Source organism: Rhizobium sp. LARHSG275 (genome assembly GCF_052871115.1).
Map to the genome: position 1 here is coordinate 218,901 of NZ_JBIXJN010000006.1, position 13,815 is coordinate 232,715.

Annotated in this window: 11 protein-coding genes and 1 riboswitch; of the genes, 8 read left to right on the plus strand and 3 right to left on the minus strand. The window is 62.0% G+C overall.

What is annotated here, in order from left to right:
- Positions 1-53 precede the first annotated feature (53 nt).
- On the plus strand, positions 54-857 hold the full coding sequence (locus tag ACIPSK_RS09845; RefSeq protein ID WP_162117578.1) for a transporter substrate-binding domain-containing protein: 804 nt from the start codon (positions 54-56) through the stop codon (positions 855-857).
- An 88-nt stretch (positions 858-945) separates the two neighbouring features.
- Here ACIPSK_RS09845 and fdhA read toward each other — a convergent pair whose 3' ends face one another.
- Together fdhA and ACIPSK_RS09855 are read right to left on the minus strand one after the other, a co-directional pair.
- Positions 946-2,136 (minus strand): formaldehyde dehydrogenase, glutathione-independent, encoded by a 1,191-nt coding sequence (gene fdhA / locus ACIPSK_RS09850; RefSeq protein WP_011654396.1) that lies wholly within the window; start codon positions 2,134-2,136, stop codon positions 946-948.
- Between the two features lie 219 nt (positions 2,137-2,355).
- Positions 2,356-2,556, minus strand: a riboswitch (cobalamin riboswitch).
- 154 nt (positions 2,557-2,710) lie between these two features.
- Positions 2,711-3,625 (minus strand): EamA family transporter, encoded by a 915-nt coding sequence (locus ACIPSK_RS09855; RefSeq protein ID WP_162117579.1) that lies wholly within the window; start codon positions 3,623-3,625, stop codon positions 2,711-2,713.
- A 112-nt stretch (positions 3,626-3,737) separates the two neighbouring features.
- Here ACIPSK_RS09855 and ACIPSK_RS09860 point away from each other — a divergent pair, with 112 nt between their 5' ends.
- The gene (locus ACIPSK_RS09860) at positions 3,738-4,601 is read left to right on the plus strand and encodes a LysR substrate-binding domain-containing protein (protein WP_162117666.1); all 864 of its coding nucleotides are present in this window, start codon (positions 3,738-3,740) and stop codon (positions 4,599-4,601) included.
- Here ACIPSK_RS09860 and ACIPSK_RS09865 read toward each other — a convergent pair.
- Positions 4,588-5,646, minus strand: coding sequence for a GlxA family transcriptional regulator (locus ACIPSK_RS09865; protein ID WP_162117580.1), 1,059 nt, complete (start codon positions 5,644-5,646; stop codon positions 4,588-4,590). The genes ACIPSK_RS09860 and ACIPSK_RS09865 overlap by 14 nt on opposite strands.
- 40 nt (positions 5,647-5,686) lie before the next feature.
- Between ACIPSK_RS09865 and ACIPSK_RS09870 the strand changes: the two genes are divergently transcribed.
- The 6 genes from ACIPSK_RS09870 (at position 5,687) to ACIPSK_RS09895 (ending at position 13,815) form a co-directional block, all read left to right on the plus strand.
- Positions 5,687-6,589: a 3-keto-5-aminohexanoate cleavage protein gene (locus ACIPSK_RS09870; protein WP_017968657.1), complete on the plus strand. Its 903-nt coding sequence runs from the start codon at positions 5,687-5,689 to the stop codon at positions 6,587-6,589.
- Positions 6,590-6,596: 7 nt separating this feature from the next.
- Positions 6,597-8,087, plus strand: a complete 1,491-nt coding sequence (locus ACIPSK_RS09875) for a carnitine 3-dehydrogenase (protein WP_162117581.1) — start codon at positions 6,597-6,599, stop codon at positions 8,085-8,087.
- Between the two features lie 10 nt (positions 8,088-8,097).
- Positions 8,098-9,258, plus strand: a complete 1,161-nt coding sequence (locus tag ACIPSK_RS09880) for an acyl-CoA dehydrogenase family protein (protein WP_162117582.1) — start codon at positions 8,098-8,100, stop codon at positions 9,256-9,258.
- A 4-nt stretch (positions 9,259-9,262) separates the two neighbouring features.
- Entirely contained in the window at positions 9,263-11,317 is a 2,055-nt protein-coding gene (locus ACIPSK_RS09885) for an acetate--CoA ligase family protein (RefSeq protein WP_162117583.1), read from the plus strand.
- Positions 11,318-11,323: 6 nt separating this feature from the next.
- Positions 11,324-12,106, plus strand: a complete 783-nt coding sequence (locus ACIPSK_RS09890; protein WP_162117584.1) for a carnitinyl-CoA dehydratase — start codon at positions 11,324-11,326, stop codon at positions 12,104-12,106.
- Positions 12,107-12,225: 119 nt separating this feature from the next.
- Positions 12,226-13,815 (plus strand): ABC transporter substrate-binding protein, encoded by a 1,590-nt coding sequence (locus tag ACIPSK_RS09895; protein ID WP_162117585.1) that lies wholly within the window; start codon positions 12,226-12,228, stop codon positions 13,813-13,815.

Sequence of the window (13,815 nt, forward strand, 5' to 3'; positions counted from 1 at the left end):
GGCTACGGCGCACTATAGGGCGAGATCGACTACGCCCCAAGGAGCTCCTGACGATGTTGCGCATATCCATACGGACTATATTGCGCGGAGCGCTGATGGCAGGCGGGATAGGTATCTTTTTGGCCGCCTCGCCGTTCGAGGTGGCTGCGCAAGATCGCATGCCGATGAGAATTGCCGTCGAAGGTGCGTTTCCGCCCTTCAACTATCTCGATGCAAATAACGAGCTTCAGGGCTTCGACATCGATATTGCCAATGCCCTGTGCGAGGTTGGCAAGTTCGAATGCCAATTCATCATCGAGAAGTGGGACGACATCATCCCCGATCTCGTTGCCGACAAATACGACGCGATCATCTCATCCATGTCGATGAGCCTTGAGCGGCGTCAAAAGGTTGCCTTCACTGAAAAATACTACAACAGCCCGTCGGTGTTCATCGCTCGGAAGGATTCGTCGATCAATGATGTCAGCCCCGCTGGCCTCAGCGGCAAGATCCTCGGGGTGACGTCGTCGACGGCGCAGGAATCCTACGCCAACCATCTCTATCCGGAGATGAAAAAGAAGGTCTTCCGGTCTTCGCCTGAATTGTACAAGGGGTTGTCGGACGGCAGCGTCGATATCATCCTGGAGGACAAACTCGCCATCTACGACTGGATCGCCAACACCAAGGCGGGAACCTGCTGCGAGTTCAAAGGACCGGATCTGGTCGACGTCACATACTTCGGCGAAGGTGCCGGCATCGCGCTGCGCCTGGACGACAAGGAGCGTCTGACGCGCCTGAACGAAGCCCTGAAGAGTATCAAGGCGGACGGGACATACGATATGATCAACGCAAAATATTTCCCGTTCAGCATCCAGTAATTCGTCAATCAAATTGTCATGTGGAAAATGCGGAATGGCCGGTTTACCGCCGACCATTCCTATTATGTAAAGCCCTCAGTCGTAACCGCTACGCGGCTTTCGCGACCTCACCGTGCGGATCGAGGACATATTTTGTCGCCGCTCCATGATCGAAGCTCTCATATCCGGCGGCGGCATCGTCGAGCGGGATGACCTTGGCGTTGACGATATCGGCAATGGGCAGTCGGTCGTGGAGGATCGCCTGCATGAGCTGACGATTGTATTTGATCACCGGTGTCTGGCCGGTGTGGAAGGACTGCGCCTTGGCCCATCCGAGGCCGAAGCGGAGCGAAAGATTGCCGTGTTTGGCGGCATTGTCGACGGCGCCCGGATCCTCGGTGACGTAGAGGCCGGGAATACCGATCGAACCCGCGGCGCGGGTAATCTCCATCATCTGATTGAGGACGATCGCAGGCTGTTCCCCGCCCGAGTGGCCGCGTGCCTCGAAGCCGACCGCATCGATGGCGCTGTCCACTTCGTTGGTGCCGACGACCTGTGCGATCATGTCGCCGAGACGGTCGCTCTTGGACAGGTCGATCGGTTCGAAGCCGACCTTCGCCGCATGCGCCAGACGATCTTTGTTGAAATCACCGATCATCACGACAGCCGCGCCGAGAATGCGAGCCGAGGCGGCAGCCGCAAGGCCGACCGGGCCGGCACCGGCGACGTAGACGGTCGAGCCGACTCCAACGCCTGCACGCACCGCGCCATGGAAGCCGGTGGGCAGAATGTCGGAGAGCATGGTGAGATCCCGGATCTTCGCCATTGCCTTGTCCCGATCGGGGATTTTCAGCAGGTTGAAATCTGCGTAGGGAATGGTGACGTAGCGCGCCTGTCCGCCGATCCAGCCGCCCATGTCGACATAACCGTAAGCACCCCCGGCGCGGGCGGGGTTTACCGTCAAGCAGACGCCGGTATCCTGGGACTTGCAGCAGCGGCAGCGGCCGCAGGCGACATTGAACGGCACCGAGACGATATCGCCGATGTCGAGCATCTCGACGTCGATGCCTTTCTCGATGATCTCGCCGGTGATTTCATGACCGAGGACCAGGCCCGGCATCGCCGTCGTGCGGCCGCGAACCATGTGCTGATCGGAGCCGCAGATATTGGTCGAGATCACCTTCAGGATGACGCCGTGTTCGATGCGGCGGCCGTCGGGCGCTTCCAGCTTCGGGTCGTCGATGTCGCGAACTTCCACCTTGCCTGGCCGGAGATAGACGACGCCTCTATTTTTGCTCATGGATTCCTCCCACTTGTTTGAATGCCTCGATCTGCAACCGATGCAGTCGATGGCAACTTCCCTCCGGCCTGCCTCCTCTGCAGCCCGGTGTCCAAAACACGCGGATACCGCCGCACCGGGCGATATTCGAATTTTCAAAACGGACAGATTGGATGCAGTAGAGGAGTGAACGCAACGGTTTTCGCCTGTCGTTCCGCTCGTGACCGTCTGCCGCAATCCGTCGATTTGCTGCGCAAGAGCTGGTTTCCGGCTCCAGAATCTCCTTCCGATCCATCTCGATATCTTTCCGGATGTCGATCCGGCGATTTCCTTGAGGATTTCAGTTCTTCTACCGCTGCGGGGCAGCGCCGGCATCGGGCCGGCTTGCCAATGGTCCATTTCGCCAGTTTGCGAGATAGCGCCTTGGACACCACAAACAAACCACGCCTGACGGAAAACAGCGATCAAGAAAACGACATGGGCGCAACTCAAAGACGACAGTCGGTAAAGTCGCAAAAGATCGCTGCGCAGGAGAAATAGTTGATCCCGCGAATACGGCGGTTTTCCGGTTCGTCCCGAAAGATTTAATCGTCTCCTAAAGACTTGAGGCGCGACGCGGTCGCCGGCTGCGGCTGACGTCGAGTGCCGTGTGCCAGAACACTGCGGCGAGGATGATCGCGCCGCCGAAAAAGGTGGCGACGGGCGGCTCTTCGGAAAATAGCAGCCAAACCCAGAAGGGCGTGAGCACGATTTCCATCGTGCCGATCAGCGCCGCCTCCGCCGGCGGCATCCGCTTCGCCCCGGCAAGGAAGAGCACCAGCGCGAGAGAGAAATTGGTCGCGCCGAAGGCGGCAAGAACGATCCAGTTGTGCAGGTCGAGCGAGCCGACCGAACCGAACGGAGCGAAGATGACGAGCGTCAAGAAGGCGCTGATCACGGTCGGCGGCAGGCTCGGCACGTCGGGACTGATGCGCGGGATGATGATGACCAGAGCGAAGGAAACGGTCATGCCGAGCGCCAGCAGGTCGCCGAGACCAGTCCCGCCGCCGATCGACGAGGCGACGATGACGGCGACGCCGAGGAAAGAGATGCCGCCAGCAATCAATGTCCGCCGGGCAACCCTCTCCTTGAGGATGACCCAGCCGAGCATGGCTGCGATAAACGGCGCGGTCGCATAGATCATCGTCACATTGGCGACGGTGGTCATGTAAAGCGCGCCGATGAAGCATCCCTGACTGAAGGTCTGGCATGCGATCATCGCAAGACTGGACGGATGGAAGACGGAACGCCATTGCTGCCGTGAAATACCCCCCTCGAGGAAAAGGCAGGGGATCAGCAGGAACAGGCCACCGAACAACGACCGCCAGGCGATCGCCGTCCATACGTCAGTGGTCAGGAGTCGCGAATAGACGCCGCTCGCGCTCCACGCAAATGTCGCGGCAATGATGAGAAGCACACCCTTCTCATGCTCGCTGCCTGCGAGGCGTCTGGCCGGATTTTCAATGGTCACGCAGATGTTCTCAAAGAAGGAAGTCGAACGCGGCTCTTTTGTGCGCTGAGAATTGACATCAGACAAACGAATAGTAGTGATAACTATCATCGATTTTTTCTATGGCTATTCCATGCATGAGCCGATTGAGAGCGACCTGCTGAGAACCTTCCTGGTCGTTGCTGAAACCTCCAATTTCTCCGCCGCTGCCCAGCGCATCGGGCGGACGCAGTCGGCCGTCAGCACCCAGATCAAGAGGCTTGAGCGGACGATCGGCGAAACGCTGTTCGAGCGTGGCGCCCGCGGTGTGCTGCTCACACGCCAGGGCATACAACTGGTGCCCTATGCCCGCAGGATCATCGATCTCCTGAACGAGGCCGCCGCGACGATCCGCAGCAAACCGCTGGACGGGCCGGTACGCATCGGAATTCCGGAGGAATACAGCCAGACGGTGCTGCCGGCGGCGCTCGCGGCTTTCGCCGTGCGTCACCCGGCCGTCGAGGTCACCGTGTCCTGCGACTACACCGTCCGCAACCTCGCCGCCCTCGAGCGCGATGAGCTCGATCTGGCCGTCGTTTTCGACTGGAGCGATGAGACCAAAGGCGAGGTCATCTGCATCGATCCCACGGTCTGGGTCACATCGATGGTGCACCGGCTGCACGACATCGATCCCCTGCCGATAGCGACCTATCGCAACTCCAGCTGGTCACGCGATTTTGCGCTCCGGTCGCTGGAGCAGATCGGCCGCAACTATCGGATCGCTTTCATCGCCGATACCGGTTCGGGGCTGAAGAATGCCGTGACCGCAGGCCTTGCCGTCACCACGCTTTCCCGCAGCAGCATTCCGCCCGGCTGCCGGGAACTCACCGCTGAAGACGGTTTCCCGCCGGTCGATTCTTCCAAGGTCGTGCTCCGCCGGAGCACCTACCGTTCCAGCGAGGCCGTCCGGGAACTTGCCGAAATGATACGGGACGCGTTCCAGCCTATGCCTGTATAGCCGATGACGTGACGCGGCGGCGCAAGCGGCGTCGGGTCTCGGACGGGCTCTCGGAAAAACTCGCCCTGTAGCTTCTCGCAAAGGCTGAGGCTGAGTTGAAGCCGGTCGCCGCCGCGATGTCGGCAAACGAGGCTGCCGTCTCGATCACCTTGCGGCGCGCCGCATTCAAGCGCAGCGCGAGATAATGCACATGCGGCGGCGCGCCGATGCTTTGCTGGAAGAGATCCTGCAGATGCCGAGCGCTGATGCCCACCCGGCGGGCGAGCCGCGTGAGGATCAGAGGCTGCTCGATATGCTCCTCCATCAGCCGTACTGCCTGCGTCACGCGGGGATCGTGCATGCGCAGTCCGGCCGAGGCTGCGGAAAGTGATTCATCGGCATGGAAGGACGGCTGCTCGTAACGGAACAGCCGGCTGACCTCGAGCGCCAGCGAATAGCCCTGCCGTTGCCGGATCACCTCCAGCATCAGGTCGACGGTCGGAAGCGAACCCGAGGTTGTCAGCCGCTTGCCGTCGATGACGAAACGATCCTTGACGGCCCGCACCTCGGGATAGGCGAGCGCAAAATCCTCGTAATCCTCCCAGTGAACGGTCGCCGGTAACCCGTCGAGCAGGCTGGCTTCAGCCAGCAGCCATGTGCCGGACTCGATGCCGGCAATCACCGTGCGATAGCGGGCGGCCTGGGAGAGCTGCATCTTGAGTGCCGGCGTAGCACTTCGGCGCCAGTTGTAACTGGCCAGCACGAACAGCGGCGTTTTCTCGGTGGTCGCTTTGAAAGCGCCTTGCGCGGGCACGGCGATATCGCTGGTGGTCAGCACCGGTGCTCCGTCCGGGGTCAGCAGCCGCCAGCGATAGAGCTCGCTGCCGGAAATGCGGTTGGCGCCGCGCAAAGGCTCGATGACCGAGGCGATCAGGATCAGGTTCGCGTCCGGCAGGACGAGAAGGTCGATATCGAGCCGTTCGGTCGATCGCTGTAGCAAGGCCACCTCCCTCGAGTTCCGATAGTGTATCGGTTGCTTCCGAAATTGCAACGCATTGCTATCCATCCTGTCGCGTAATGGGCACAAGACGAGGGAGAACAAAAACATGCCTCTTGCGATGAACCGCGATGTCTTCATAACCTGCGCCGTCACCGGCGCCGGCGATACGGTTTCCAGATCCAGCCATGTGCCGATCACTCCCAAGCAGATCGCCGATTCCGCCATCGACGCGGCAAAGGCTGGTGCTGCGGTCGTTCACTGCCATGTGCGCGACCCGGAAACAGGAGCTGCTAGCCGCCGCAACGACCTCTACAGGGAAGTTACCGACCGCATCCGCTCGGCCGATGTCGACGTCGTCCTCAATCTCACCGCCGGCATGGGCGGGGACCTGATCTTCGGAGATGTCGAAAGCCCCCTTCCCCTCAACCCGAAGGGCACGGATATGGCGGGCGCTACCGAGCGCGTCAGCCATGTGGCCGAATGCCTGCCTGAGATCTGCACGCTCGACTGCGGCACGATGAACTTCAACCTCGGCGACTATGTCATGACCAACACGCCGGCCATGCTGCGGGCGATGGCGAAGAAGATGACGGATCTCGGCGTGCGCCCCGAGATCGAGGCCTTCGACACCGGCCATCTCTGGTTTGCCAAGCAGCTTGCCGAGGAAGGCCTGATCGAAGACCCGGTGCTGATCCAGCTCTGCATGGGCATTCCATGGGGCGCGCCCGACGATCTCAACACGTTTATGGCGATGGTCAACAACGTGCCCGCGAGCTGGACCTTCTCGGCCTTTTCGATCGGCCGCAATGCCATGGCCTATCCGGCGGCGGCAGTTCTCGCCGGCGGCAACGTGCGCGTCGGCCTGGAGGACAACCTCTTTGTTGGCAAAGGCCAGCTCGCCACCAATGCTGAGCTCGTCGAAAAGGCCGTGCAGGTGGTCGAGGGCATGGGTGCGCGGATCATCGGTCCGGAAGACGTTCGCAAGAAACTCAAACTGACGAAGCGCTGAGGGCTGCATGACAGGGATCAACAAGGCGGCATGTATCGGCGGCGGCGTCATCGGCGGCGGATGGATCGCGCGTTTTCTGCTTGCCGGCATCGACGTCGATGTGTTCGACCCGCATCCGGAGGCGACCCGCATTGTCGGCGAAGTCATTGCCAATGCCGAAAAAGCCTATGCCATGCTGACCGGCGCACCCCTGCCGCCGCGCGGCAGGCTGACCTTCTGCACGACATTGGAGGAAGCCGTTGCCGACGCCGACTGGATTCAGGAAAGCGTGCCGGAAAGGCTCGATCTCAAACGCGGTGTCTTGACTGCGATCGATGCCGTGGCGCGGCCGGACGCCCTGATCGGCTCTTCCACCTCAGGCCTGTTGCCGACCGATCTGCAGCGCGACATGAAGCATCCCGAACGCCTCTTCGTCGCCCACCCCTATAATCCCGTCTATCTGCTGCCGCTCGTCGAAATCGTCGGCGGCGAAAAGACTTCGGCGGCGACCATCCAGGCGGCGATCGAAAGACTGCCGCCGCTCGGTATGAAGGGCGTCCACATCGCCAAGGAGATCGAGGCCTTCGTCGGCGACCGGCTGCTCGAAGCGCTCTGGCGCGAGGCCTTGTGGCTGATTCACGACGATATCTGCACCGTCGAGACGCTTGATGACGTCATCCGCTACTCCTTCGGCCTGCGCTGGGCACAGATGGGCCTGTTCCAGACCTATCGCATCGCCGGCGGCGAGGCCGGCATGCGCCACTTCCTCGCCCAGTTCGGCCCCTGCCTCGCCTGGCCCTGGACCAAGCTCACCGATGTCGTCGATCTCGACGATGCGCTGATCGAAAAGATCGGCCGGCAATCCGATGAACAGGCGGCTGGCCTATCGATCCGCGAGCTCGAACGCATCCGCGACGAAAATCTGGTCGGCATCCTGCAGGCACTCAAGGGCGGCGATGACGGCAAGGGCTGGGGCGCCGGCAAGCTGCTGAAGGACTTCGAGCAATCGCTGTGGGCACAAGGCGGCGGGACGACGACGTCTTTCGATCCGTCGAAGCCGCTGAGGCTCGTCGAGACGAAAGTCAGCCCTGCCTGGGTCGACTATAACGGCCATATGACCGAACACCGCTACCTGCAGGTTTTCGGTGATACATCGGACGCGCTGCTGCGCCTCGTCGGCGTTGACGTCGCCTATGTCGAGGCGGGACACAGCTACTACACGGTGGAAACCCACATCCGCCATCTCGGCGAGGCGAAGCTCGGGCAGGCGATTCATTCGACCTGCCGGATCCTTGATGTCGACGACAAGCGGCTGCACGTCTTCCACACGCTTCACGATACGGCGACGGGCGAGGCCATTGCCACCGCCGAGCACATGTTGCTGCATGTCGACAGCAAGGCTGGCAAGGCCACGCCCGCGCCGGCCGGCATCATCGACAAGGTCAGGGCGATCGCTGAAGCCCATGCGAATTTGATCACGCCTGAAGGCGTCGGCCGTCACGTCGGCCAGAAACGGTAGGAGGATCGGCATGAATTTCGGACTGAGCGAAGAACAGGAAATGATCGTCGAGACGGTCCGCGCCTTCGTCGAATCCGAAATCTATCCGCACGAAAACGAGGTCGAGCGCAGCGGCATCGTCCCGCCGGAGCTCGGAGACGAGATCCGTCGCAAATGCATCGATCTTGGCTTTTACGCTTGTAATTTCCCGGAAGAGGTTGGCGGCGCCGGCCTCGACCATGTCACCTACACCTTGGTCGAGCGAGAGCTCGGGCGCGGCTCCCTGGGGCTGACGGTTTTCTTCGGCCGACCCTCCGGCATCCTGATGGCCTGCGAGGGCGAGCAGCGCGAGCGCTACCTTCTGCCTGCCGTGCGCGGCGAGAAGATCGACGCGCTTGCAATCACCGAGCCGGACGCCGGATCTGATATGCGCGGCATGAAATGCGCCGCCCGCCGCGACGGTGGCGATTTCGTCCTCAACGGCACGAAACATTTCATCTCCCATGCCGATGTCGCCGATTTCGTCATCGTCTTTGCAGCAACGGGTGAGGAGGAAACGCCGAAAGGTATCAAGAAGAAGATCACCGCCTTCCTGGTGGATCGCGGCACGCCGGGCTTCGAGATCCTCAAGGGCTATGATTCCGTTTCGCATCGCGGCTATCACAACAGCACCCTCAGCTTCGCCGATTGCCGCATTCCCGAAGCCCAAGTGCTGGGCGAGGTGCATCGCGGCTTCGATATCGCCAATCAATGGCTCTACGGCACGCGGTTGACGGTGGCCGCTACCTGCGTCGGCCGGGCGCGGCGCGTCTTCGATCTGGCTTTGCCCTACGCCGCCGAGCGCAAACAGTTCGGCAGGCCGATCGGCGCCAATCAGGGCGTGTCGTTCAAGCTCGCCGATATGATTACCGAGATCGACGCGGCCGACTGGCTGACCCTTGCCGCCGCCTGGCAGGTCGATGCCGGCCGCCCCGCAGACCGGCAGATCGCCTCGGCCAAACTCTACTCCTCCGAAATGCTGGCTCGCGTCACCGATGAGGCGATCCAGATCTTCGGCGGCATGGGATTGATGGACGACCTGCCGCTCGCCCGCTTCTGGCGTGATGCGCGCGTCGAACGCATCTGGGACGGCACTTCCGAAATCCAGCGGCATATCATCAGCCGCGACCTGCTTCGACCTTTGGGAGCGTGAGCCGATGATGCCCCGCCCGCTCGACCGCCTGCTCAGACCGCAAACGATCGCCGTCTTCGGTGGCCGTGAGGCGCGCAGGGTAATCGAGCAGTGCGACCGCATGGGCTTTGCCGGCGAGATCTGGCCCGTCCATCCCAAGCTCGACGAGGTGCTCGGGCGGTCCTGCTATCGCTCCGTATCCGACCTGCCTTCGGCGCCGGATGCCGCCTTCGTCGGCGTCAACAGGACGCTGACCGTCGAGATCGTCCGCAGCCTTTCTGAGGCCGGTGCCGGCGGGGCGGTCTGTTATGCGTCGGGTTTCAGCGAGGCGACGGCGGAACTCAGCGACGGCGCCGAACTGCAGCAGGCCTTGCTAGACGCAGCCGGCGACATGCCGATCCTCGGGCCGAACTGCTACGGGCTGATCAACGGTCTCGATGGCGCGCTGCTCTGGCCCGATCAGCATGGCATGCAGCGTATCGAACGCGGCGTTGCGATCCTTACGCAGTCCTCCAATATCGCCATCAACCTGACCATGCAGACTCGCGGCGTGCCGATCGCCTATGTCGTCACCGCCGGCAACCAGGCGCAGACATCGCTTGCCGATGTCGCCTGCGCACTGATCGACGACCCGCGCGTCACGGCGGTCGGCCTTCATGTCGAAGGTTTCGGCGATCTCTCTGCACTCGAACGCCTGGCCACCATTGCCCGGCGGTCGAGGAAGCCCATCGTCGTGCTGAAGGTCGGCAGGTCCGAGCAGGCAAAACGCGCGGCGGTTTCGCATACCGCCTCGCTCGCCGGCAGCGATGCCGTCGCAGACGCCGTGCTCGCCCGCCTCGGCCTTGGCCGTGTCCAGACCTTGCCGGCGCTGCTCGAAACCCTGAAACTGCTGCATGTCGCCGGACCGCTCGCAAGTCATTCGATCTCGTCGATGAGTTGTTCCGGTGGCGAAGCCTCGCTGATGGCGGATGCCGCCGTCGGTCGCAACGTGGAATTCCCGGCGCTGCAGCCGCAACAATTGCCCCGTCTGCGCCGGGTCCTCGGCGAGATGGTGACGCTTTCCAATCCGCTCGATTACCACACCTTCGTCTGGGGTGATCTTGCACGCCAGACCGAAGCCTTCAGCGCCATGTTCGAGGGCGGCTATGCCCTCAATCTCGTCGTCCTCGACTTTCCGCGCGGCGACCGCTGCGATGCGTCCGAATGGGCGATGACGGCAGACGCGGTGATTGCGGCTGCCGCCGCAACCGGTGCGCTGGCCGGCCTTCTGGCGACACTTCCGGAAAACATGCCGGAGCCCATCGCCGATCGGCTGATGGCAAATGGCATCATCGCCTTCTGCGGTATCGACGAAACCATCACGGCAGCGGAAGTTGCCGCCGGCATCGGCCAGGCGTGGGATCGCCCGCCTCCCCTGCCGCTGCTCAATGTGTCCTCTATCGACGGCGAGATCGAGACGCTGACGGAGGCCGATGCGAAGGCTGAGCTTGCTGCCTTCGGCCTTCCGATTCCAAAGGGGCTGTTGGCGTCCTCTCCCGGTCAGGCGGCCGAGCAGGCTGAGCGGCTCGGCTTTCCAGTCGTGCTGAAAGCGCTCGGCATTGCGCACAAAACCGAGGCTGGGGCCGTCATACTCAACCTGGAGGATATTGAAGCCGTGTCGAATGCGGCGGCGGCCATGCCGCCGAATGCCGGCTATCTCGTCGAGAAAATGATCGATCCGCCGGTCGCCGAGCTCATTGTCGGCGCCGTCCGCGACCCTGTCTTCGGATTGTCGCTTACGCTTGGAGCGGGCGGAATCTTCGTTGAATTGCTTGACGATTCCGTCATCCTGCCCCTTCCGGCGACGAAAACCGACATTCACGCGGCAATTTCGCGCCTCAAACTTACAAAATTGATCTATGGCTATCGAGGGCGGCCAAAAGGCGATCTCGAGGCCGCTGTCGGCGCTGTCTCAGCAACGGCAGATTATGTCGTAAAGAACGCGGCACGGCTGGAGGAACTGGACATTAATCCATTGATGGTCCTTCCCGAAGGGCGTGGCGTGGCGGTGGTCGATGCTCTGATACGGCGGAGGAGGTAGCATAGGTTGAGCGATCCCATTCGCACACGACAGGACGACGGAGTGCTCGAAGTCGTCATCGACCGGCCGAAGGCGAATGCCATCGACCTTGCGACCAGCCGTGCCCTGGGGTTGATCTTCCGCGATTTCCGCGACGACCCGGCGCTGCGGGTCGCCATCGTGTCGGGCGCCGGCGAGAAGTTTTTCTGTGCCGGCTGGGACCTCAAGGCGGCGGCATCAGGCGATGCGGTCGACGGAGATTACGGCGTCGGCGGCTTCGGCGGACTGCAGGAACTGCGCGACCTCAACAAGCCCGTCATTTGTGCGGTCAACGGCATCTGTTGCGGCGGCGGTCTGGAGATCGCGCTGTCGACCGACCTGATCCTCGCCTCCGAGCATGCGACCTTCGCCCTGCCGGAAATCCGTTCCGGCACGGTTGCCGATGCGGCTTCCATCAAGCTGCCGAAACGCATTCCCTACCACATCGCCATGGACATGCTTTTCACCGGGCGCTGGCTCGATGTTCACGAGGCGCATCGCTGGGGCTTCGTCAACGAGGTTCTGCCGGCCGAGCGGCTGATGGACAGGGCCCGGGAGCTTGCCCGCCTGGTCGCAAGCGGGCCGCCGCTCGTCTATGCGGCCATCAAGGAAATCGTGCGCGAAGCGGAGGGTTCGACCTTCCAGACTGCCATGAACAAGATCACCAAGCGGCAGTTTGCGACGGTCGACAGGCTCTATTCGAGCGAGGATCAATTGGAAGGCGCGCGGGCCTTCGCCGAGAAGCGAAGCCCCATTTGGAAAGGAAAATAACCAGGCGGCAGCAACCGCACTGTTTTCCCGCATGATGCGGGCACCGGAGGGGGAGAGGAAACCGCCTGCGGACCATGCCCGGAAGTTCTGTCAACGCACCACAAAGAAGGAACAGGGGAATGACCGACTACACGAAATATCTCACAAGCCGCGTCACCGCCGGCGGGCTCAGCCGCCGCGAATTCATGGGACGCGCCATGGCGGCAGGCATCACACTTGCCGCTGCCGACAAGCTCTTCACCGAAAGTGCGCAAGCTGCCGAACCGAAGCGCGGCGGCCATCTGAAGCTCGGCCTCGAAGGTGGTGCCGCCACCGATTCCAACGATCCGGCAAAATTCCTGTCGCAGGTGATGTTCTGCATCGGCCGCTGCTGGGGGGACATGCTGGTCGAATCCGATCCGCTGACGGGTGCTGCCGTGCCGGCGCTCGCCGAATCCTGGGAGCCGTCAAAGGACGCGGCGACATGGACCTTCAAGATCCGCAAGGGCGTCAAGTTCCACAATGGCAAGGAACTGACGATCGACGACGTTGTTGCGACGCTGAAGCGCCACACCGATGCGAAGTCGGAATCCGGAGCGCTCGGTGTTCTCGGCTCGATCAAGGAGATCAAGGCCGACGGCGGCAATCTCGTCTTGACGCTCAGCGAAGGCAATGCCGACATGCCGTTGCTGCTGTCGGACTACCATCTGGTCATCCAGCCGAACGGCGGCGTCGATGATCCGTTGGCGTCGATCGGCACCGGCCCCTACAAGATGACGAGCTTCGAGCCCGGCGTCCGCGCCACCTTTGAAAGGAACAAGGACGACTGGCGCACCGACCGAGGTTATGTCGATTCGATCGAAATCATCGGCATGAATGATGCGACGGCCCGTATCGCCGCACTTTCGTCGGGCCAGGTGCACTACATCAACCGCGTCGATCCGAAGACCGTCAATCTGCTGAAACGCGCCCCGAACGTCGAGATCCTCTCGACCGCCGGCCGCGGCCACTACGTCTTCATCATGCATTGCGACAAGGCGCCGTTCGACAACAACGACCTGCGCTTGGCCCTCAAATACGCCATGGACCGCGAGACCATGGTGCAGAAGATCCTCGGTGGTTACGGCAAGGTCGGCAACGACTTCCCGATCAACAGCACCTATGCGCTGTTCCCCGAAGGCATCGAGCAGCGCGCCTACGATCCTGACAAGGCGGCGTTTCACTACAAGAAGTCGGGCCATAGTGGCTCGGTCCTTCTGCGCACCTCCGAAGTCGCCTTCCCCGGCGCGGTCGACGCGGCCGTCCTCTATCAGGAAAGCTGCAAGAAGGCCGGCATCGAGATCGAGGTCAAACGCGAACCGGGCGACGGCTACTGGACCAACGTCTGGAATGTCCAGCCCTTCTCGACCTCCTACTGGGGTGGCCGCCCGACGCAGGACCAGATGTATTCCACCGCTTATCTCTCGACGGCGGACTGGAACGACACCCGTTTCAAGCGTCCTGACTTCGACAAGCTGCTGCTGCAGGCCCGCTCCGAACTTGATGAAGCCAAGCGCAAGGACATGTATCGCACTATGGCGATGACGGTGCGCGACGAGGGCGGCGTGATCCTGCCGATGTTCAACGACTTCGTGAACGCCTCCACCAAGCAGGTGAAGGGTTATGTCCATGACATCGGCAACGACATGTCGAACGGCTACGTCGCGACCCGCGTCTGGCTGGACGCCTGA